Origin of the sequence: Acidovorax sp. (genome assembly GCF_046291265.1) — a bacterium.
GTDB lineage: Bacteria > Pseudomonadota > Gammaproteobacteria > Burkholderiales > Burkholderiaceae_C > Acidovorax.
The window spans coordinates 93,859-115,741 of the sequence record NZ_JBKBTV010000004.1; the positions used below are offsets into that span (position 1 = coordinate 93,859).

General features: G+C 64.1%; 18 protein-coding genes. 17 read left to right on the top strand and 1 reads right to left on the bottom strand.

Annotated elements, in window-relative coordinates; genetic code table 11:
* Positions 1-58: 58 nt before the first annotated feature.
* The 10 genes from ACK41V_RS02910 (at position 59) to nudB (ending at position 12,213) form a co-directional block, all read left to right on the top strand.
* On the top strand, positions 59-1,084 hold the full coding sequence (locus ACK41V_RS02910; protein ID WP_409777551.1) for a Tim44 domain-containing protein: 1,026 nt from the start codon (positions 59-61) through the stop codon (positions 1,082-1,084).
* A 52-nt stretch (positions 1,085-1,136) separates the two neighbouring features.
* Entirely contained in the window at positions 1,137-1,742 is a 606-nt protein-coding gene (locus tag ACK41V_RS02915) for an SCP2 domain-containing protein (protein WP_409777554.1), read from the top strand.
* Complete coding sequence (ubiB, locus tag ACK41V_RS02920) at positions 1,739-3,304, top strand: ubiquinone biosynthesis regulatory protein kinase UbiB (RefSeq protein WP_409777556.1); 1,566 nt, start codon at positions 1,739-1,741, stop codon at positions 3,302-3,304. Before ACK41V_RS02915 ends, ubiB begins: the two co-directional genes overlap by 4 nt.
* Before the next feature lie 179 nt (positions 3,305-3,483).
* Entirely contained in the window at positions 3,484-4,935 is a 1,452-nt protein-coding gene (locus tag ACK41V_RS02925) for a sodium:solute symporter family protein (RefSeq protein ID WP_409777559.1), read from the top strand.
* Between the two features lie 89 nt (positions 4,936-5,024).
* Entirely contained in the window at positions 5,025-5,381 is a 357-nt protein-coding gene (locus tag ACK41V_RS02930) for an FmdB family zinc ribbon protein (RefSeq protein WP_409777561.1), read from the top strand.
* A 7-nt stretch (positions 5,382-5,388) separates the two neighbouring features.
* Positions 5,389-6,012 carry a DUF502 domain-containing protein gene (locus tag ACK41V_RS02935; RefSeq protein ID WP_409777564.1) on the top strand — a complete coding sequence of 208 codons (624 nt, stop codon included), beginning with the start codon at positions 5,389-5,391 and terminating at the stop codon, positions 6,010-6,012.
* 38 nt (positions 6,013-6,050) lie between these two features.
* Positions 6,051-7,865 (top strand): aspartate--tRNA ligase, encoded by a 1,815-nt coding sequence (gene aspS / locus ACK41V_RS02940; protein WP_409777567.1) that lies wholly within the window; start codon positions 6,051-6,053, stop codon positions 7,863-7,865.
* Positions 7,866-8,035: 170 nt separating this feature from the next.
* Positions 8,036-8,845, top strand: a complete 810-nt coding sequence (locus ACK41V_RS02945; protein WP_409777569.1) for a curli production assembly/transport component CsgG — start codon at positions 8,036-8,038, stop codon at positions 8,843-8,845.
* 188 nt (positions 8,846-9,033) lie between these two features.
* The gene (locus ACK41V_RS02950; RefSeq protein ID WP_409777571.1) at positions 9,034-11,721 is read left to right on the top strand and encodes a chemotaxis protein CheW; all 2,688 of its coding nucleotides are present in this window, start codon (positions 9,034-9,036) and stop codon (positions 11,719-11,721) included.
* Between the two features lie 27 nt (positions 11,722-11,748).
* Complete coding sequence (nudB, locus tag ACK41V_RS02955) at positions 11,749-12,213, top strand: dihydroneopterin triphosphate diphosphatase (protein ID WP_409777573.1); 465 nt, start codon at positions 11,749-11,751, stop codon at positions 12,211-12,213.
* 253 nt (positions 12,214-12,466) lie between these two features.
* On the opposite strand, the gene ACK41V_RS02960 is transcribed toward nudB, so the two are convergent.
* Positions 12,467-14,218 carry a tetratricopeptide repeat protein gene (locus ACK41V_RS02960; protein ID WP_409777576.1) on the bottom strand — a complete coding sequence of 584 codons (1,752 nt, stop codon included), beginning with the start codon at positions 14,216-14,218 and terminating at the stop codon, positions 12,467-12,469.
* Positions 14,219-14,392: 174 nt separating this feature from the next.
* Between ACK41V_RS02960 and ACK41V_RS02965 the strand changes: the two genes are divergently transcribed.
* From ACK41V_RS02965 to ACK41V_RS02995, 7 genes are all read left to right on the top strand, one after another.
* Positions 14,393-15,130, top strand: coding sequence for an endonuclease/exonuclease/phosphatase family protein (locus tag ACK41V_RS02965; RefSeq protein WP_409777579.1), 738 nt, complete (start codon positions 14,393-14,395; stop codon positions 15,128-15,130).
* A gap of 142 nt (positions 15,131-15,272) precedes the next feature.
* Positions 15,273-16,520, top strand: coding sequence for a cardiolipin synthase ClsB (gene clsB / locus ACK41V_RS02970; RefSeq protein WP_409777582.1), 1,248 nt, complete (start codon positions 15,273-15,275; stop codon positions 16,518-16,520).
* Positions 16,521-16,646: 126 nt separating this feature from the next.
* Positions 16,647-17,375, top strand: a complete 729-nt coding sequence (folE, locus tag ACK41V_RS02975; RefSeq protein WP_409777585.1) for a GTP cyclohydrolase I — start codon at positions 16,647-16,649, stop codon at positions 17,373-17,375.
* Between the two features lie 3 nt (positions 17,376-17,378).
* Positions 17,379-17,801, top strand: a complete 423-nt coding sequence (locus ACK41V_RS02980; RefSeq protein WP_409777588.1) for a BLUF domain-containing protein — start codon at positions 17,379-17,381, stop codon at positions 17,799-17,801.
* Between the two features lie 199 nt (positions 17,802-18,000).
* Positions 18,001-18,882, top strand: coding sequence for an EamA family transporter (locus ACK41V_RS02985; protein WP_409777591.1), 882 nt, complete (start codon positions 18,001-18,003; stop codon positions 18,880-18,882).
* Between the two features lie 176 nt (positions 18,883-19,058).
* Positions 19,059-19,877 (top strand): DUF429 domain-containing protein, encoded by an 819-nt coding sequence (locus ACK41V_RS02990; RefSeq protein WP_409777594.1) that lies wholly within the window; start codon positions 19,059-19,061, stop codon positions 19,875-19,877.
* Positions 19,878-20,337: 460 nt separating this feature from the next.
* Positions 20,338-21,855: a YdgA family protein gene (locus ACK41V_RS02995; RefSeq protein ID WP_409777596.1), complete on the top strand. Its 1,518-nt coding sequence runs from the start codon at positions 20,338-20,340 to the stop codon at positions 21,853-21,855.
* Positions 21,856-21,883: the final 28 nt, after the last annotated feature.

Genomic DNA, 21,883 nt, shown 5'->3' on the forward strand with positions numbered 1-21,883 from the left:
GAGGACTGAGCGCTGCGCTCGGGATGCTCGGAATAGATTTAACGGAGACGGAGAATTCATGATGAAACTGTGGTCTGTAGTGTTGGTAGCAATGCTGGCGTTTGCACACGCCGACGCGGATGCCAAGCGGATGGGTGGCGGCAAGTCGATGGGCAAGCAGTCGGGCAATGTCACCCAGCGTGATTCGGCCACGCCGCCTGCAACGCCGGGTGCACCGGCGCAGAACGTGAACAGCGCTGCAGCGGCCAAGCCTGGCGCCGCCGCCGCGCCTGCAGCTGCCGCAGCCAAGAAACCATGGGGTGCCATGCTGGGCGGCCTGGCCGCTGGCCTGGGCCTCGCCTGGCTGGCCAGCTCCCTGGGGCTGGGTGCCGGGTTCGCCAATATCCTGATGATTGCTCTGTTTGCGTTTGCCGCGTTCGCCATCTTCAAGATGGTGATGCGCGCGCGCAATGGCGGCGCAGCCGGTGCAGGTGCGGGCGGGTCTCCGTTCGCCTTCCAGGGCGCGGGTGCCCCCACCCCTGCCGCGGCGCAAGTACCGCCTCAGTACAGCCCCAACAACGTGGGCAACGACGCGTCGGCACGCCCTTGGGAGCGCAGCAGCATGGCGTTTGATGCCTCGCGCCAGGCGCAGGGTGGTCAGGTCGGCACGACGGGTGTAGTCATTGGCTCGGGCCTGTCGGGCTCGCAGAACTGGGGTGTTCCAGAAGGTTTTGACACCGAAGGTTTCCTGACGGCGGCCAAGCGCAACTTTGTGACCCTGCAAGCTGCCTGGGACGGTTCGGACATCAACACGCTGCGGTCGATGATGACCGACAGCATGCTCGACGAGATCCGCACCCAGCTGACCGAACGTGAAGCCCACCGTGGCGCGCAGCCCAACCACACGGAAGTGGTGATGATTGAAGCCCAGTTGCTGGGCATCGAAGAACTGGGCGACGGCTACATGGCCAGCGTCGAGTTCTCCGGCATGATCCGCGAAGAACTCTCGGCAGGCCCGAGCCCGTTCCGCGAAGTGTGGAACATGACTAAATCCAAGGCTGGCAACAGCGGCTGGCTGGTAGCGGGCGTGCAAGCGCTGCAATAAAGCAAAAGCCCCACATTGGGGGCTATCCCAGTTCAGGGAATAATCGGGGACTATGGCAACACCACAGTCCCCTTTTTCGTTTCTGGACGGCCTCTTTGAGCGTGTGGCCGCCGGCCCGCAACCACCGCAGTGGCTCGTGCACGAGGTACAGCAGCGTTTGGTGCTGTTCCTTAACCACGTGCTGATGCAAGAGAGCGAGGCCATGGACCGCCTGGTGCGCCAAAAAGGCCGCGTCGCCCGCGTGCAGTGGCGGGCCTATTCGATGGCGCTGGTCATCACCCCGGCAGGGCTGTTCAACCTCGCTTCTGAGGGCGCGGTGCCTGACTTGCAGCTGGAGGTCACCGAAACGTCTCCGCTCGCGCTCGCCCAGGTGGCCCTGCGTGGCGACAAGCCCTCTATCCGCATCGAAGGCGACGTGCAGCTGGCGGCAGAAATCAACTGGCTGGTCGATCATGTGCGCTGGGACGTGGAAGAAGACTTGGCTCGCGTCATCGGTGATGCCCCCGCGCACACCGTGGCCCAGGTGGCCAGCCGCGCTGCGCAGGCGCTTCGCCAGTTTGTGGGTGCGCGTGTTGCGCCTGCGGCGGGCACCACTTCAGCGGCTGCGCCTTCTTCCCCGGCCACGCCAGGCAGCGGATCCGGCCGGGCCGACGCATGAAGCGCTTCTTGCGGGGGGCGTCCATCCTGTGGGTGGTGTTCCGGTATGGGCTGGATGGCATGGTGCTCGACAGCTTTCAGAAACCGTGGCTGCGACTGCTTTCGCGCGTTCTCTCCATCGGTCGCAACCTCGACGCACCGCGCGGTCAGCGCCTGCGCGAGGCGCTGGAGCGCCTTGGCCCCATCTTCGTCAAGTTTGGCCAGGTGTTGTCCACGCGCCGTGACCTGTTGCCCGCAGACATCGCCGATGAACTGGCGCGTCTGCAGGACCGGGTGCCCCCGTTCCACCATGACATTGCCATTGCCACCATAGAGCGCGCTTTTCGCCGCCCGGTGGACGAGGTCTTTACGTCCTTTGACCGCACGCCTGTGGCCAGTGCCTCCATAGCGCAGGTGCACTTTGCCACCCTGCGCGACCGCCACGGCATCGCGCGCGAGGTCGCCGTCAAGGTGCTGCGCCCGGGCATGCTGCCGGTGATCGAGAAGGACTTGAGCCTCATGCGCATGATGGCCGGCTGGGTGGAAGGGCTGTCTGCCGACGGCAAGCGCCTGAAACCCCGCGAAGTGGTGGCCGAGTTCGACAACTACCTGCACGACGAGCTGGATCTGGTGCGCGAGGCCGCCAATGCCGCGCAGCTGCGCCGCAACATGCAGGGGCTGGATCTGGTGCTGATCCCGGAGATTTTCTGGGATTTTTGCCACCCCGAGGTCATGGTGATGCAGCGCATGAACGGCGTGCCCATCAGCCAGATGGAGCGCCTGCGCGATGCCGGTGTAGATATCCCCAAGCTGGCGCGCGACGGCGTCACCATCTTCTTCACGCAGGTGTTTCGCGACGGGTTCTTTCATGCCGACATGCACCCTGGCAATATCCAGGTGAGCCTGGACCCGGCCACCTTTGGGCGCTATATCTCTTTGGATTTTGGCATCGTGGGGACGCTCACCGAGTCCGACAAGGAGTATCTGGCGCAGAACTTTGTGGCGTTCTTCCGGCGTGACTACAAGCGTGTGGCCGAGCTGCACATCGAAAGCGGCTGGGTGCCACCCGATACGCGGGTGAATGACCTCGAATCGGCCATCCGGGCTGTCTGCGAGCCATATTTCGACCGGCCGCTCAAGGAAATATCACTGGGGCTGGTGCTGATGCGCCTGTTCCAGACTTCACGCCGCTTCCACGTCGAGATCCAGCCCCAACTGGTGCTGCTGCAAAAGACCTTGCTCAACATTGAAGGCCTGGGCCGTGAGCTGGACCCGGAGCTGGACCTGTGGAGCACCGCGAAACCATTCCTCGAAAAGTGGATGCTCGACCAGATGGGCCCCCAACGCCTGTGGCGCGAGCTGCGGGCCGAGGCGCCGCACTACGCCAAGCTGATCCCCGAGCTGCCACGCCTGCTGTATGACGCCCTGCGCCAACGCCCTGCAGACCAGCAACATGCGCTGCGCGAGTTGCTGGATGCGCAAAGGCGGACCAATCGCCTGCTCCAGTCCATCATTTATGGCGGGTTGGGGTTTGTCCTGGGTTTGCTGGCGATGCAGCTTTTCGTGCGCCTGCGGATTTTCTAAAAACACGGAGGCGCGTGGTTGGAGGCACGGAAGTTGCCTCCATAATCCGCAGCAACTTTTGTTACGACATTCGTAAAGAAGTGGTCACCTTTTGGTCTGCGGGGCCGCCACATGCCGGTGTGGTTTGAACAGCGCGCCTTGCAGTTTTGTTACCCCCCTTGGAGTTTCGGAGCGGCGCCATGCTGATCACGTTCATCGTTCTGTACCTGCTTATCTCAATCGGTATTGGCCTGTATGCGGCCACCCGCGTGCACAACACGGCTGACTACGCTGTGGCGGGCCGGAGCCTTCCCTTAGCGGTGGTGATTGCCACCACGTTTGCCACCTGGTTTGGTTCAGAAACCGTGTTGGGGGTGTCGGCCCGGTTTGTGGACGGCGGGCTGGGTTCCGTGGTCGAAGACCCTTTTGGCGCTTCGATGTGCCTGATTCTTGTGGGCCTGTTTTTTGCCTACAAGCTGTACAAGAAGAACCTGATCACCCTGGGCGATTACTACCGCCAGCGCTACGGTCGAGTGATTGAGGTGGCCTGTTCGGCCATCATCATGTTCAGTTATCTCGGTTGGGTCGCCGCGCAGATCACGGCATTGGGGCTGGTGTTCAATCTGCTCACGCAAGGCGCAGTGTCCGTCACGCTGGGCATGGTCATTGGCACGGTCATCGTGCTGGTCTACACCTTGTACGGCGGCATGTGGTCTGTGGCCCTGACAGACTTTGTGCAGATGATCGTGATTGCGGTCGGTCTGCTGGCCGTTGCCTGGTACGCCAGCGACCTGGCGGGGGGGGCGGGCAAGGTGATTGAGTTTGCGGCGCGAGAGGGCAAGTTCCAGTTTTTCCCGACCGGAGGGGCCAAGGAGTGGACGTTTTTCATTGCTGCAGCCATCACGATGATGCTGGGCTCGATCCCCCAGCAGGACGTGTTCCAGCGGGTGATGTCGTCCAACAGCGCCGAGACCGCCCGCAAGGGGCCGGTGATTGGCGGCATCTTGTACCTGTTGTTTGCCTTCATTCCCATGTTTGTGGTGACAGCGGCGGTGCTGATCATGCCGGAGGCAGCACAAGCACTTCTGAAGGACGACCCCCAGAAGTTATTGCCCACTCTGGTGATGGAGCGCATGCCGCTGGTGCTGCAGGTGGCCTTCTTCGGCGCCTTGCTGTCGGCCATCATGTCCACCGCGTCAGCCACTTTGCTGGCGCCATCCACCACGTTTGTGGAAAACATTCTTCACAACCTGCGGCCGGGCATGACGGATGCCCAGACCCTCAAGGCCATGCGCATTTCAGTGCTGGTGTTCACCGCCTGCGTGCTGACCTATGCCATCACCATGCAGGGCACTTCAATCTACGAAATGGTGTCGGGCGCCTACCAGGTGCCATTGGTGGGGGCGTTTGTGCCTCTGGTGTTTGGTCTCTACTGGAAGCGCGCCACCACCCAAGGTGCGCTGCTGGCGGTGGCCATGGGCCTGGGCGTCTGGCTGTTGTTTGTCGCCAGCCCCATGTTGTCCGAAGCGTTCCCGCAGCAGTTGGCGGGTGTGCTGGCTGCGTTGGTCGGCATGATTGGCGGGTCTTTGGCGCCGCAGTGGATCGATGACCACAAGGGTGAGGTCACGCACTACGAAGGCAGCGCGGGTTGAAAGCCACGCCCTATGCCGATGGCGTGGGGCTTGAGGATGGGCGTGCCGCCTATAATTGAGGGTTTTGCACTTTCCCTCAACACTCTGACATGCCTATTTACGCCTACAAATGCGGCTCCTGCGGCCATGCCAAGGATGTGCTTCAAAAAATCTCGGATCCCCTGCTCACGGTGTGCCCCGCTTGCGGCGCAGAAGCTTTCACCAAGCAGGTGACTGCCGCTGGGTTTCAACTCAAGGGCTCGGGCTGGTATGTGACCGATTTCCGGGGAGGCAATAGCGGCGCACCGGCCACGCCGGCTGCCGATGCGAAGCCAGGGTCTACCACCGAGTCTGCTTCTTCCGCCGCACCATCCCCTGCTGGGGATGCTCCTAAAAAAGAAGCTACTAGCGCAAGCACACCAAGCGCTGGCAGCACTTCTTCTCCTTCTTCAACTCCGTCCACCTGAGTCTTTGATGTCTGCCCTGCGCAAATGGCTGTTGACCGGCCTTCTGGTGATCGTGCCAGGGGTGATTACGGCCTGGGTGCTCAACTGGATTGTGAGCACGCTGGACCAGACCCTGCAGATCTTGCCCGTCGCATGGCATCCAGACCGGTTGATCGGTTTTCATATCCCCGGTTTCGGCGTGGTGCTGACGCTGGTGATTTTGCTGGTGGTGGGTGCGGTGGCCAGCAATTTTGCCGGTCGCAAGCTGGTGCAGTGGGGCGATGCCGTGGTGCACCGCATTCCTGTCGTGCGGTCCATCTACTCCAGCGTCAAGCAGGTGTCGGACACGCTGTTTTCAGAAAGCGGCAACGCGTTTCGCAAGGCCGTGTTGGTGCAGTGGCCCCGTGAAGGGGTTTGGACGGTGGCATTTGTGACGGGCTCTCCCAACGGCGAAGTGGCCGCCTACCTGCGCGATGAATTTGTCAGTGTGTATGTGCCCACCACGCCCAACCCCACGGGTGGCTATTTTGTGATGCTGCGCAAGAGCGACTGCGTCGAGCTCGACATGAGCGTGGATGCTGCCCTCAAATACATTGTTTCGATGGGCGTGGTCGCTCCCCCAGACCCCACGCTCGTGTCTCCCACTAAGTGAACCCTCAACGCGCCACAGCGGCGCCGGAAGTTATTGCCATGGCCATGCGTTCCCACTATTGCGGTCTTGTGACCGAAGCCCTGCTGGGCCAAATCGTCACCCTGTCGGGCTGGGTGAACCGCCGCCGCGACCACGGTGGTGTGATCTTCATTGACCTGCGCGACCGCGAAGGCTATGTGCAGGTGGTGTGCGACCCGGACCGCGCCGAGATGTTCAAGGTGGCTGAAGACGTGCGTAACGAGTTCTGCGTGCAGGTCAAGGGCGTGGTGCGTGCGCGTCCTGCAGGCACCACCAACGACAAGCTCAAGACTGGCCAGATCGAAGTGCTGTGCCACGAACTGAACGTGCTCAACCCCTCGGTCACGCCCCCGTTCCAGATCGACGAAGAGAACCTGTCGGAAACCACGCGCCTCACGCACCGCGTGCTGGACCTGCGCCGTCCGTACATGCAGAACAACCTCATGCTGCGCTACAAGGTGGCGATGGAGGTGCGCAAGTTCCTGGACGCCAACGGTTTCATCGACATCGAAACCCCCATGCTCACCAAGAGCACGCCCGAAGGCGCGCGCGACTACCTCGTGCCCAGCCGCGTGCACGACGGCCACTTCTTTGCGCTGCCGCAGTCGCCCCAGCTGTTCAAGCAGCTGCTGATGGTGGCGGGCTTTGACCGCTACTACCAGATCACCAAGTGCTTCCGCGACGAAGACCTGCGCGCTGACCGCCAGCCCGAGTTCACCCAGATCGATATCGAAACATCGTTCATGGAAGAGCAGGACATCCGTGACATGTTCCAGGGCATGATCAAGACGGTGTTCCAGAACACGCTGGGCGTGGATCTGGGAGAGTTCCCCGTCATGACCTACCAGGACGCAGCGCGCCTGTACGGCTCTGACAAGCCCGACCTGCGCGTCAAGCTCGAGTTCACCGAGCTGACCGACGTGATGAAGGACGTGGATTTCAAGGTGTTCTCGGGCGCCGCCAACATGAAGAATGGCCGCGTGGTGGGCTTGCGCGTGCCCGGTGGTTCGGTCGAAGGCGGTGGCATCAGCCGCGGCGAAATCGACGCCTACACCGAGTTCGTCAAGATCTATGGCGCCAAGGGCCTGGCCTACATCCGCGTCAACGAACTGGCCAAGGGCCGTGACGGTCTGCAGTCGCCCATCGTGAAGAACATCCACGATGCAGCCCTTGCTGCCGTTCTGGAGCGCACCGGCGCGCAAGACGGTGACTTGATCTTCTTTGGCGCCGACAAGGAAAAAATCGTCAACGACGCCATCGGCGCACTGCGCATCAAGATCGGCCACAGCGAGTTCGGCAAGAAGACGGGCCTCTTTGAAAGCCGCTGGGCACCGCTGTGGGTGGTGGACTTCCCGATGTTCGAGTTCGACGAGGACAACCAGCGCTGGAACTCGGTGCACCACCCCTTCACCAGTCCCAAGGATGGGCATGAAGACTGGATGGTGACTGCGCCCGAGAAGTGCATCTCCAAGGGCTACGACATGGTGCTCAACGGCTGGGAAATGGGTGGCGGCTCGGTCCGTATCCACCGCGCCGATGTGCAGCAAAAAGTGTTTGATGCCCTCAAGATCTCGCCCGAAGAAGCGCAGGTCAAGTTTGGCTTCCTGCTCGATGCGCTGCAATACGGCGCACCTCCCCACGGTGGCCTCGCCTTTGGTCTGGACCGTATCGTGACGATGATGACGGGCGCTGAGTCCATCCGCGACGTGATCGCCTTCCCCAAGACCCAGCGTGCCCAGTGTCTGCTGACACAAGCCCCGTCGATCGTGGACGAAAAACAATTGCGCGAACTGCACATCCGCCTGCGCAACCCTGACGCAGTCAAGGCGGACTGATCCCCCAGATCATTGGTTTTCCCGTCATTCCCATGACTGGGTCACTTTGAAAGAAAGCGGTAGCGGCCTGTGGTCGGTACCGCTTTTTTCATGGGGATCTTCCTCGACCCTTGACCCCTGACCCGTCCTGTCTGTTTTTATCTGTTCGTCGATTTGATGCGAGGTTGCTTATGCGTTGCTCCCTAAAAAACGGTGTGCCCCTGACACTGATACTGCTGGTCGCACTGACTTCTGGTTGCGGTGAAAAGAAGACGGAACTGGGCGAGGGAGGCTCTGTGGTTTCTGGCTCTGCGGGGCCCGCAGGCGCGCAAGGGGCGGACAAGGCCCTGACCCAATGCACTCAGCCCGTGGCCACGCTGGCGCTGGCCGAAAACCCCAATGGCTACACCGTCTCCAGCACCTACCGCTTGCCGGCTTCGCCCGTTCCGCTGATCCGGCTCATTGCGCAACAAAGCGGCTGCTTTCGGGTGGTAGACCGGGCGGCAGGGCTGCGCGGCACCGTGCAGGAACAAGAGCTGAAAGAGGCAGGCGTGCTGCGCCCCAACTCCACCGTGGCCAAAGGCAAGGGCTACGAGGCGCAGTACACGCTGACCCCCAGCCTCACCTTCAGCGAGCAGGACGCGGGCCGCAGCATTGCGGGTGTGATCGCCATGATCCCCGTGCTGCGTGACATCGCAGGCCTGGTGGGCCTGGCAGAACAGGTCAAGTTCAAGGAGGCACAGACCGCGCTCCTGCTGACCGACAACGAAACCACCGAACAGGTGGCTGCGGCCACGGGCGCAGCCCGCACCACAGACCTGGGTGCGGCAGGCCTGCTTTGGGGCAGGATGGGTGGCGCTGGCGGGGCGGGCTGGAGCAACACCAACGAAGGCAAGGTGATCGCGGCGGCGTTCTTCGATGCACACAACAAGCTGGTGTCGCAGGTACAACTGCTGCAAGCCAAAGAGCTACCCCCACCGGTGGCCACGCGCAAACCCTGAAGGGGCGATGGCCCGGGTTTGCGACAGATCAACCTCCGCCAGTCGGTGGCGCGGTGGCAGAGGCGGTGCAGGGGCCGCAAGAGAGCAGGGCACGCAAAATGCTTGTTGGAGCATTGCGGGGGCGTCAGCACAATGCGCAGAACAGGTTCTCAGGCATTGCTGGCCTCTCAGCACTAAGGAATCTCTTCGTGTCCCACTCCCTGAACTCTCCCGAACAATGGCTGCGCTACATGCCCGCAGCGCAACACCAGCGCCAGGAGCTGCGCCTTGTCGAAAACGCGTGGGACCAGCTGTCTTTGCTGTCGTCCCTCTCGCTGCTGTCTTCCAAGGCCTCTTCCGGCGGCGATCTGGCCCAGGCGCGGCGTGATTTTTCTGCGCTCTCTACCGACCTCATGCGGGGCCTTGCCAGCGAGGCCCTGAAGAACCGCACCGATGATCTGGTGGCGCGGGCGCAGGTGTGTATTGATGTGCTGGTGCGCAACCTGTTCGAGCGCACCGCGGACATCGGCTTTTTTGCCACCGACGTGGGAGTGGCCGAATACCTGGGCGACCCGATGCCCGAGCGGCGCTCTTTGATCGAAGCGCGGCTGCAGGAATACGCCAGCAAATACACGGTGTACGACAACATCTTTTTGTTTGATACACAGGCGCAGCTGCTTGCCAGCCTGCACACAGTGACCGCGGATGGTGATGGCCGAATGCAGGAAGATCGGGCCTTTCTGCAATCGGTGTTGCTCAGCGATGCCCCGTATGTGGAGCACCATGCGGTGCACGCCTTCAGTGGCAGCCGCGCTCCAACCCTCATGTACGCACAGCGTGTCCGCTTTGACGGGAGTACGGTGGGTGTGGTGTGCCTGCAGTTCAAGCTGTCTGATGAGATGCCCGCGATTTTTGCCTCGGTGCAGCAGGATGATGGCGAGGGTGCGGACGTGGTGCTGGCCTTGGTCGACGGCAGCGGGCGCGTGCTGGTGTCCAGCGACCGGCTGCAGTTGCCCACGGGTTGGCCATTGCCGCAGGCCACTGCTGCGGGTGTGCAGTCGGTGCGCCATGCCAGCCGACACTACCTGATGGCCGTGTGCGACACGCAAGGCTTTCAGGGCTACCGCGGGCCGGGCTGGCGTGGGGTGGCCTTGCTGCCGCTGGACCTGGCCTTTGACGAGGCGACGCAGGGCGAGCGCAGCGCGCTGGGGCCCGAGTTGTCGGGCCATGCCGACCTGCTGTCGCAGGAGCTGCGCGAAATCCCCCGGCGCTCCACCGCCATCCAGTCGGCGCTGGAGCGCTCGGTCTGGAACGGTCTTCTCGAACTCAACCAGATCGGTGGTGCCAGCGACGGTGGCGACGTGGCCCCACGCGAGCTGCTGTTTGCCAAGACCCTGCTGTCAGAGATCGGCGCCACAGCGCGCAAGACCGCCCAGGCCTTTGAAGGCGCTCTGAAGGACCTGTACAGCGTGGTGATGCGGTCCATGCTGCGCGACGCGCAAGGCCGCGCCGCGCTGGCCATGCAGATCCTGGACCGCAACCTGTACGAGCGCGCCAACGATTGCCGCTGGTGGGCGCTGACGCCGCAGTTTGCGCGCACGCTGGAGGCGGGCGCCGTGGGCTGCAGCAAGGCCACGGCAGTCCTCCAAGAAATCAACAACCTGTACACCGTGTATGCCTGCCTGGTGCTGTTTGATCGGCAGGGGCGGGTCATGGCGGTGTCGCAGCCGCAGCAGGCGCACTGGGTGGGCACTGCGCTCGACGAAGACTGGGCGCAGCAGTGCCTGCGGCTGCGCACCAGCGGCGACTACACCGTGAGCCGCTACGCGCAGAGCCGCTTTTACGACCAGGGCCCGACCTTCGTGTACGCCGCCGCCGTGCGCAGCGAGGGCGCAGACGGCGAGGCAGGCACCGCCGTATCGGCGCCCGTGCTCGGTGGCATTGCCGTCGTCTGGGACGCCGCCCAGCAGCTCCAGTCCATCCTGGACGATTGTGCCGTGGGCGCAGGCGAGCACGATGTGATGGCCTTTGTCGACGCCAGCAACCAGCTGGTGCGCGCTGCGGGTGACGCTGCCGCGCTGGCTGCGCCAGACGCCATTGCCAGCAGCCAACACGGCGGGCACACCACAGCGCTTGCGGGGCACCTGTACGGCGTGGGACGGGCGCGGGGGCAGGGCTACCGGGAGTTCCGTGTGAGCGACGGGTACGACCACGGCCTGAGCTGCCTGGTGCTGCGCCACCTGTGCGAGCGGCGGGCTGCCGCACCCATGGCGCCGGTGCTGGTGGCGCCTGCCAGCGCAGCGCGCATGGGGGCAGAGCACCGCGTGCAGATGGCGACCTTTCTGGTTGGCGCGCACTGGCTGGGCGTGGATGCGGCGCAGGTGGTCACTGCCGCGCCCGATGCCACGGTGCTCAACGCAGGCGGTGCCCGCGCGCCGTTTCTGGGGCTGGCACACATTGGCGAGCAGGTGTATTCGGTGGTGGATTTGCGCAGCGTGGTCGCTGGGGGTACCAGCGCAGTGGGCAGGCTGGCCGTATCGCGCAGTGCCGACACCCATCGGCAGATGGTGCTGGTGCGTGTGCCGCTGGGTGACGGCGGCGGCGTGCGCGAATTCATTTTGCGTGTGGACGCCCTGGGCGCCATGCTCGACCTGGACCGGCGCGAGATCCAGCCCTTGGGCGTTACCGACGGATCAACGGGCAACACGCCGCTGATTGATGCAGTGGTGCCCGTGTCTACCGGCACCAGCCCCAGCCCCGGCACTGGTACTGGCACTGGCAAGCCCGGTCGCGGCATGCTGTGCCGCGTCTCGTCGCAGTGGTTGCTGCAGTGCGCCCTGGGTGCGCTGGGCGATGCACCGGCGCAGGATGTGGATGCGCTGCTGGCGGCGGCCTGATCCGTGATGCTGGGTGAACAAAATCCCGTGACAGTGCCCTTCAAGATCCCGGAGTCGGTGCTCGTGGTGATTCACACCCCGGCCCTGGACGTGCTGCTGATCCGCCGCACCGGTGGCGAAGGGCATTGGCAGTCGGTCACGGGCAGCAAGGACGCTTTGGACGAGCCTTTCGACCTCACTGCGCGCCGCGAAGTGTGGGAAGAAACGGGCATCGACGCCCAGGCACTGGGGTGCGTGCTGACGGACTGGTACCTGGAGAACGTTTACGACATCTGGCCACAGTGGCTGCACCGCTATGCGCCGGGCGTGGTGCGCAACCGCGAGCGTGTGTTTGGACTGTGTGTGCCCGCGGGCACGCCGGTGTTGCTCAGCCCGCGTGAGCACGACGCCTACCAGTGGCTTCCCTGGCAGCAGGCGGCAGATGCCTGCTTTTCCGCATCCAACGCCGAGGCGTGCCTGCTGCTGCCCCGGTGGACCCAACGGGACGCGTGACCTCGGGCGTTGCGGGTGGCCACGGTGTGCCGCCTTATTCCATTTCTAAATCATCCGTGTCGTTGTTGCTTCGCCTTGCCGTGCTACAGCACTGTCTGCGGCTTCGCGCCTAGACACGAATGATTGAGAAACGGAATTAGCGCTTGGTTTTTGATTGAAATTGGCCTCTAGCGCTTACTGGTAAAGCGCTAGAAGCTATCAAAATGATAGTTTTTTGTAGCGGGCGTGCTCCCGCAGCTTGAGGCGCCGCCCTTCAGACAGGGCGCAAGCGCAGCTGGGCAGCGGGGTCGGGCGGGTCGATGGGGTTTGCGCCGGTCGCCAGGCTGTCCTGTGGTGGCGGCGGAATCCGCGCGGGGCCATCGGCCGCTCCCCGCACCCGCAACACCACGCCCCCGGGCCTGCGCTCGTTGTCTTGCCCCAGGATGGCACGCGCCGGTGCGCTGCCCACGCGCTGGCGCAGCGCATCGATGTCTTGCTGCAGCGCGTCTGCGGTTTCCATGCGCGCGCTGTGGCGCAGCAGCACCTGCTGCGACATGTCCACCAGCTTGGAGTTGAGCGTGCGTTCCGCTTCTCGCAGCAGCTTTCGCACAGCGCCTGCCGGGTCGCCGGACAGGCTTTGCGCCATGGCCACTTCAGCAGTTTTGTTGATGTGCTGAAGGCAGTCGCGCACCGTGGCTGCGTAGGGTTCGTGCAGGTTGCAGGCGTTGGCCAGCAACTCGGTCAGGCCCCGGGTGTTGGCATAGCGCAGGCCAAGCGCCTGAATCCAGCTTTCGCCCTCTGACAAATCAATGGATGTCGCGGCCAGCACGGCCAACAGGCTGCCCATGTTGCAGGCGGCTTCAAAATCAAAACTGCTGGCCGTGATCTCGCTGGCCATGGCGCGGATGGACTCCACCGCCTGCGAGAACTGCCGCTGCTGAATCAACTGCAGCACCCGGGCCACATCGGTAAATCGCTGAACGCGCGGGCTGGCATGGTGCCGCTCCATGATGCGGCCAAAGTCCGCCATGCAGCGTTCGATGCCCTTGCGGTCGTTTTCGGCAAAGTACGAAAATGTCAGCAACACCAGCGACTGAAAATCGAACAGTTTCGAATCAATGCCCAGCACCGCCGCCCGTGCCAGGATCTTGGCGGCCGTCTCGCGGTCACCCATGTAGTACGACATCATCCCCAGCTTCTGCAGCCGCACCACCGAGTCTGGCGTAAGGCTGCTGGCGGTGCGGTAGGTCTCGATGGCCTGCGAGAAGTTGCCCAGCTCCACCTGCGCGCGGCCCAGCACGTCATACGCATCGGCAAACGAGGGGTCTTCGCCAATCAGCTCCTGCAGCGTGGTGATCGCGCGTGCCGCCTGGCCCGACTCGATTTGCGCGCGGGCCACGCCCAGTTTGGCCCAGGGCAGGGCGCGCGCGGCAATCACCGCTTCGAACAAGGTGCGCGCCTCGTCGTGGCGGCCCAGCCGCAGCAGCAGCTCCGAGCCAATGCGTGCCGCATACAGCCAGTACGGTTGGCGGGACTCGAACCGCTCCACACACAGGCTGGCGGCACGCTCAAAATCTTCGGCCTCGATGGCGTCGAAAATGGGGCGCAGATGGATCTTGCGCAGCCGTGCCAGGCTGAGGCGCTCAAACAATGCGCTGGGCGTAAAGGGTTTGAGGAGGTAGCCGTCCAGCGCGGACTCGGCCGCTTCGGCGACGGCGGCATACGACGCCTCGGACGTGACCATGAAAAACACGGTGGAAAACGGCAGCAGCTGCGCCCGCCGCAGGTCGTCCAGCAGGGTCTGGCCCGAATAGCCCCCTTCGCCAAAATACTGCTCGCACAGCACGTAGTCGAACACGGTGTGTTCCAGCCGGTTGCGCGCGTCTTGCACGCGCGTGCATTGCACGATGCGCGTCACGCCGTATTCGCGCAGCTGCCCGACCAGGATGCTGCGTGACGTGGCGTTGCTGTCAACAATCAGTGCCAGCACCGGGGGTGGGGCGGATTGTTCTTTTTCGGTTGCCATCGGTGGTGTGTACCGCCCTGTTACTGGGGTGGATAGGGTAAGCCCCCAGTGTAAGGGTGGCTACACAGCACAAATGCCGGGCAAACCCGCTGCGGGCGCGGCTTGCGACACAATCCTTGATCGCAGACCCGGCATTGGTACTGGCAAACGCGTTCAACTAACCCGATGAGGCTCATGGAACACGACGATATTCTGCGGGTAGCGACCTACAACATCCACAAAGGCGTGCAAGGCATCGGGCCCGTGCGCCGGTTGGAGATTCACAACCTCGGCCTGGCTGTGGAGCAGCTTGACGCCGACATCGTCTGCCTGCAAGAGGTGCGCAAGCTCAACCGGGGCGAGCAGGCGTACTTTCGCCGCTGGCCCGAGGTGCCGCAGGCGGACTATCTGGCGCCCGAAGGTTACGAGGCGGTGTACCGCACCAATGCCATCACCAAACACGGCGAACACGGCAACGCGCTGCTGTCCCGTTGGCCCGTGATTGGCCACCAGCACGAAGACATTTCAGACCACCGGTTCGAGCAGCGCGGGTTGTTGCACGTGGAGGTGGACGCCCATGGCCGCCGCATCCATGTGATCGTGGTGCATCTGGGGCTCATTCCCGGCAGCCGCATCCGCCAGATCGAGCGGCTGCAACGTTTTATCGAGCGCGAGGTGCCGGGCGACGCTCCGCTGGTGGTGGCCGGAGACTTCAACGACTGGGGCCAGCAGATCAAGCGCATGCTCGCGAGCTTTTTCCTGTACGAGTTTGAGGCGCCGCGCATGTTTACCTACCCGGCGCGGTTGCCGCTGGCGCAGTTGGACCATGTGTATGTGCGGGGCCTCACGCCGTTGTCGCTGCATGTGCCCAAGGGCCGCATCTGGTGGCGCATGTCAGACCACCTGCCGCTGATTGCTGAGTTCCGGTTATGAAGCCCCCCTGTGTCGCCTTCGGCGCCTTCCCCCCAGGGGGACGCCGCCAGCGCGGCGGGGCGGCCCTTGCGCGGCGGCCGCTGATAAAAGCTCCGCCAGTTTTTGCGGTTGCGGGTGATGCGGCGTACTGCTGGCTGGCGACATGAGAAAAAAGCCTTCTGCCACGGTGCGCGGATTCGAGTTTGCCGATGACCACCGCCTGCGCCTGCTGCAAGGGGCCGAGGAGCTGTTCCCTGCGCTGATCGAAGCCATGGATGCAGCGCTCTCGGACATTCAGTTTGAGACCTATATTTTTGACTTCACCGGCGCCGGTGCGGCCGTGGCCGAGGCGCTGATGCGCGCGGCCGGGCGCGGCGTGCGCACCCAGTTGGTGGTGGACGGGGTAGGCACGGGCACCTTGCCCAGCGCGTGGGCCGAGCGCCTGCAGGCTGCGGGCGTGCAGTACCGCGTGTATTCGCCGCTGGGGCCTTTCGGTTTATTGCTGCCCCACCGCTGGCGCCGGTTGCACCGCAAGCTGTGTGTGGTGGACGGCTGCACCGTGTTTTGCGGCGGCATCAATGTGCTGGACGACTTTCACGACCCCAACTACGGCACGCTTGACGCGCCACGGTTTGACTTTGCCGTGCAGGCCACGGGCACGCTGGTGGGGCTGGCCAGTGACACCATGGACCAGCTGTGGTGGCGCATGCAGGCTGTGCGGGACGCGCGCCAGCGCCGCCTGCCCGAGGCGCTGCAGGCCCTGCGCGCCGCCAGCGCCGCCAAACACGCGGCCAAGCTCGCTGAGGCAGCCGATGGAGCGCCGCCCATGCGCGCTGCGCTGGTGCTGCGCGACAACGTGCGCAACCGCAGCCGGATCGAACAGTCCTACCGCCGCGCCATCGGTGCGGCGCGGCATGAGGTCATCATCGCCAACGCCTACTTCATGCCCGGCGGCAAACTGCGCCGCGCGCTGGTGATGGCGGCGCGCCGCGGCGTGCGCGTGCGCCTGTTGCTGCAGGGGCGGTATGAATATTTCATGCAGTACCACGCAGCCCGGCCCGTGTATGGCGCGCTGCTGGAAGCCGGTGTGGAGATTTACGAATACGCGCCCAGCTTCTTGCACGCCAAGGTCGCGGTGATCGACGCCAACGGCGACCGGCCCTGGGCCACGGTGGGGTCGTCCAACCTCGACCCCTTGAGCCTGCTGCTGGCGCGCGAGGCCAATGTGGTGGTGGAGGACGCCGCCTTTGCCATTGACCTGCGCCAGCGCCTGGTGCACGCCATGCAGCACGCAGGCCGCCGCATGGACCCGGCACGCTACGCAGGCCGCCCGCTGCGCCAGCGCGTGCTTGACCGCGTGGCGTTTGGCCTGATGCGCCTGGCCTTGTGGATCACCGGGAACCGGTATTGAGTCCCGGCGGAGATCTGGCTTTGCATTTGCTATAAAAAATATAGCTACTAGCGCTTATCCAATAAGCGCTAGAGGCCTAAAACCCTTGAAACTTGTCAAACAGTGTTCGCTGTTACGATTCGCCCCATGTCCAGTCAACCCGCCGCCGATATGATGCCCACCCCGCAGGATGATGAAGGCACGCCAGTCTCCGTCAAGATTCGCGAGCGCCTCGCCGCTGCCCGCAAACGCTTTCACGCCAACGACAACATTGCAGAGTTCATCGAACCCGGCGAGCTGGAAAAACTGCTCGACGAAGTCGAAGTCAAGATGCAGGGCGTGCTCGACAGCCTGGTGATCAACACCGTGGGCGACCACAACACCAACAACACCGCGCGCCGCGTGGCCAAGATGTATTTGAACGAGGTGTTCAAGGGCCGCTACGTGGCCCAGCCGCCCATCACCGAGTTCCCCAACGCCGAGCACCTGAACGAGCTGATGATCGTCGGCCCCATCACCGTGCGCAGCGCGTGCAGCCACCATTTTTGCCCCGTCATCGGCAAGATCTGGATCGGCGTGATGCCGAACGAACACACCAACGTGATCGGCCTGTCCAAATATGCGCGGCTGGTCGACTGGGTCATGGGCCGCCCGCAGATTCAGGAAGAAGCCGTGGTGCAGCTGGCCGACCTGATCATGGAAAAGACCCAGCCCGACGGCCTGGCCATCGTGATGGAGGCCAGCCACTTTTGCATGTCCTGGCGCGGCGTGCGCGAGATGGACAGCAAGATGATCAACTCCGTGATGCGCGGCGTGTTCCTCAAAGACCCGTCGCTGCGCCGAGAATTTTTGTCCCTCATCCCCGGAAAGAACTAACCCATGTTGGTACGCCTGCTCTACGCCAGCCGCGCGGTGGACACTTCGCCCGCCGCCATCGAAGCCATCCTGTCGCAGTCCCGCCAGCACAACCCGGGCAGCGGCATCACCGGGGTGCTGTGCTACGGCGGCGGCATCTTTTTACAGGCCATTGAAGGCGGGCGTGGCGCCGTGAGCGACCTGTACGGCCACATCCAGAAAGACCCGCGCCACAAAAACGTGGAGCTGCTGCACTACGAAGAAATTGCCGAGCGCCGTTTTGGCGGCTGGACGATGGGGCAGGTCAACCTGTCCAAGATCAACCATTCCATCTTGCTCAAATACTCCGAGCGGCCCGAGCTGGACCCGTACGCGGTGTCGGGCAAGGTGTCGTTTGCGTTGCTCGAAGAGTTGATGGCCACCGCTTCGATCATTGGCAGAGCCTGAAAAGCGGGGCGCTTTGCTACTGCGCGGCCACATCCCGGGCCTGCGGTACTCGCCGCACGGGAGTGCGGCTGCGTTCCTCAACCCAGGCTGAGGCCGCTCGCTACGCAAATCACCCCACTTTTCTTTGATGATCTAGATGGATTCGAGCCGCAGCCACCGAGCTGCGGCTTTTTGCATTCCGGCCCGCATTCGCACTTCCGTGACCCTCACCGCCTTCGCCCTCATCATCCTGGCCGGGCTCATCCACGCCGGGTGGAACATCGCCGCCAAGAAGGCCGGGGGTGACTCGCGGTTTGCGTTTTTCACCTCGGTGCTGATGATGTTCTTCTGGGCGCCGCTGGGCTGGTGGGTGGGGCGCGATGTGGTGCCGTTGTGGGGCGCGGTGGAGTGGGGCTTTGTGGTGGCCAGCGGGCTGCTGCATGTGGGGTATTTCGTCATCTTGCTGCGCGGCTACCGCAAGGCCGACCTCACGGTGGTGTACCCGCTGGCGCGCGGCTCGGGGCCGCTGCTGTCGTCGCTGGTGGCCATCACGCTGCTGGGCGAGCAGATATCGGCACTGGGTGCTTTGGGCATTGCGGGCGTGGTGGGTGGTGTGTTCCTCATTGCCGGGGGCCCCGGCCTGTTGCGTGCCGCGCACGACCCGCTGGCGCGGTCGCGCATTCACAAAGGCATTGCCTACGGCCTGCTGACCGGCGCCTTCATTGCCAGCTACACCTTGGTGGATGGGTATGCCGTCAAGTTCTTGCTGATGTCGCCCATCCTCATCGACTACATGGGCAACTTCGTGCGCGTGGGGCTGCTGGCGCCTGTGGTGCTGCGCGACCTGCCCACCGCCCGCACGCTGTGGCTGGCGCAGTGGCGTTTTGCGCTGCTGGTGGCCGTGGTCAGCCCCGTGGCTTATGTGCTGGTGCTGTACGCCATGCAGCAGGCCCCCCTGTCGCACGTGGCCCCGGCGCGCGAGGTGTCGATGCTGTTTGCCGCGCTGATCGGCGGGCACTTGCTGGGCGAGGGCGACCGCGTGGCGCGCATCTTTGGGGCCGTGTGCATCGCAGCCGGGGTCACCGCCCTGGCTCTGGGGTAAAAGGATGCACCCCCTGAGTCGCTTCGCGCCTTCCCCCTCTCTCGTCTCGCTGCGCGAGTCGGGAGGGGGACGCCCCCAGCGCGGCGGGGCGGCCCTTGCGCGGGGGCACTGGCATTGGTCGCGCCAGTGGCATAGGTTGCGTCCGGTTGATCAGCCGGAGCCTGAAGGGGAGGGGCATGTTAGTCGGATGTGACTTTTCCAGCAGCCCCACTCGGCGCAAACCCATTGTGCTGGCGCTGGGCCAGCGCCAAGGCGCGCGTGTGCAGCTCACCGCGCTGCAGCGTTTTGACACGCTGGCCGTGTTGGGCGAATGGCTGGCGCAGCCCGGGGACTGGGTGGGCGGGTTCGACCTGCCTTTTGGCCTGCCGCGCGAACTGGTGCAGACCCTGGGCTGGCCGTTGCAATGGCAGGCCTGCATGCACCACTACCGCAGCCTCAGCCGGGACCAGATTCGCAGCCAGTTCGCCGCGTTTTGTGATGCGCGCCCCGTGGGCGGCAAGTTTGCCCACCGCGCCACCGACGGCCCCGCGGGCTCCAGCCCGTCCATGAAATGGGTGAACCCGCCCGTCGCCTACATGCTGCACGCGGGCGTGCCGCTGCTGCTGGATGCAGGTGTGCACCTGCCCGGCCTGTGCGCAGGCGACCCGCGCCGCGTGGCGCTGGAGGCCTACCCCGGCCTGCTCGCGCGCGAGGTGCTGCAGCGGCGCAGTTACAAAAGCGACGACCGCGCCAAACAAACGCCCGACCGCCTCATCGCCCGCAAGGACCTGGTGAACGCGTTGGAGCTGGGCAGCACGCGGCTCTCCCTGCGCCTCAAGCTCAGCCACGCACAGCGCGACGCGCTGGTCGACGACGCCAGCGGCGACAGCCTGGACGCCGTGTTGTGCCTGCTGCAGGCGGCTTGGGCCGAGCAGCGCCATGCCGAAAGTGACGATGCCTTGTACGGCTTGCCGCCGGGGCTGGACCCGCTCGAAGGCTGGATCGTGACCGCCTGAGCATGGTCGGCGGGTGCTGTTCCTGTGGTTGCTATTAAGTGGATAGCTAATAGCGCTTATGGAAAAAGCGCTAGAGGCCGATTTGGCTTGATTTTTTGCATGCCTCAAATTTGCCCCAAACCGTTCGGGCTGAGCTTGTCGAAGCCAGGGCGCTTTTTGCGAACAGCCCTTGACCCTTCGTCAAGCTCAGGACAGGCAGGCTCAGGGCGAACGGTCTATCTGAGGCAGATACCTCATCAGGCAAAACACCCAAACTTTCGTCTGCCTTGAAGGCTGCAGTCCTGCCGCCACACCCTCCCGGTCACGCCAAAGTGAAACAGTAAGAAACAGCACGTCGGTGGCGCACAACACATGGACTTGCTCGGCGCCGGGCAGCGGCGCCAAACCGCGCAACCCGCTGCTATTCTCGCCTGCGCTCTTCCATGGGAGGGAGGGTCCAGTGGATCAACGACAGGTAAACATGAACAAAAAAGCAGTTTTGGGCACCGCAGCGGTGCTGGTGGTTGCAGGCTATGGCGCCGCGACTTGGTATATGGGCGAGCGCGCACACAGCGCCTACCAGGAGGCGTTGGACGAGGTGGGCAAGCTCGTGGGCCCCGAGGTGCTGGTGTCGCAGCAATACACCAAGGGTTTCTGGTCATCACAAGGCCAGCTGGTGCTGCAGTGGACGCCGCCTGCGGCCGACGAAGAAGACGAAGAGGACGAAAAGGACGAAGCCGCAGACGCTGAAGGCGCCGACAAGGACGGCGCCGCTGCCAAGGCGGCCCCACCACAGCCCGTCCGCATCACGGTCGAAAACACCGTGCGCCACGGCCCGCTGGCCGGTTGGCGCCTGGCTGCGGCGGTGGTCGAAACACGTGTGACCACCATAGAAGGCGTGGACGACAGCGTGCGCAAGGCGTTTGCCAAGGTCAGCGCGCCCACGCTGACTACCGTGCGCAACCTCACCGGCAGCCACGACATCGCGCTGACCTGGCCCGCCGGAGAGGTCGGCGATGGCGAAGAGCGGGTGCGCTGGCAGCCGCTGGACTACCGCATGCATCTGAATGCCGACCGCAGCCGCCTGAGTGGCGACTTCGCCTGGCCTGAGTTCAGCATGGACTTTCAAAACACAAACGCTGACAGCGAAGAGGAGCCCGCCGCTGCAGAAAGCCCGGCAGAGCGTTTTGCCGTGGCGCTGCAGGGCATGAAGGGCGACTTCAACGTGCAGCTGGACGACGGCCTGTGGCTGTTGGCGCCCGGCAGCGGCAAGGGCTCGTTTGGCAAGGTGACAGTCACGCGCGCGTCGGCAGCCACTGCGGCCGCAGGCGCAGCGCCCGAGCCGCTGGTGGCGCTGCAGGATTTGTCGTACACCGCCACCATCGCGCGCACCGGTGCCCACCTGAACTGGGTCAGCTTCATGCGGGGCACGGGCAGCATCGGCCCCGTGGCGCTACAGGCGCTGGAGCTGAACGAAACCGTGAGCCGCATCGACGTCGAAGCCATCAAGCTGGTGCAAAAAGCGCTGCTCGACGCCTACAAAGCAGACCCGAACACAGCGGCGCTCTCTGCCGCCGAATCGCCCGTGAGTGCAGCGCTGATGGAGGCCGTGCCCAAGTTTGTGGCGGCCTTGCCAGCCTATGCCATGAAGCTGTCGGCCAAGGTGGACGGCGAGCAAGGCGAATTGGAGTACGGCGCCGAGCTCAAGAGCGTGCCCGATGCGGCGCAAATCGCCGAAGGCGCCTGGGCCCCGGCCCTGCTCAAGAGCACCGCGCTGTACGCCAGCGTGCGCCTGCCCAAGGCCTGGCTCCCGCGTTTGGCGCAGGCTGCAGGCCAGAAGGCCCCAAAGCCCGAAGACATCGACGCCATGCTGGGCATGGCCCAGGCGCAAGGCTTCGTCAAACAGGAAGCCGCCCACCTGACCAGCGCTGTGCGCATGGAAGACGGAAAAGTGGTGCTCAATGGCAAGCAAATCGACGTACCGTTTGGCCGCAAGTGAGTCGATGATCTGTTGAATGACAAGGCGC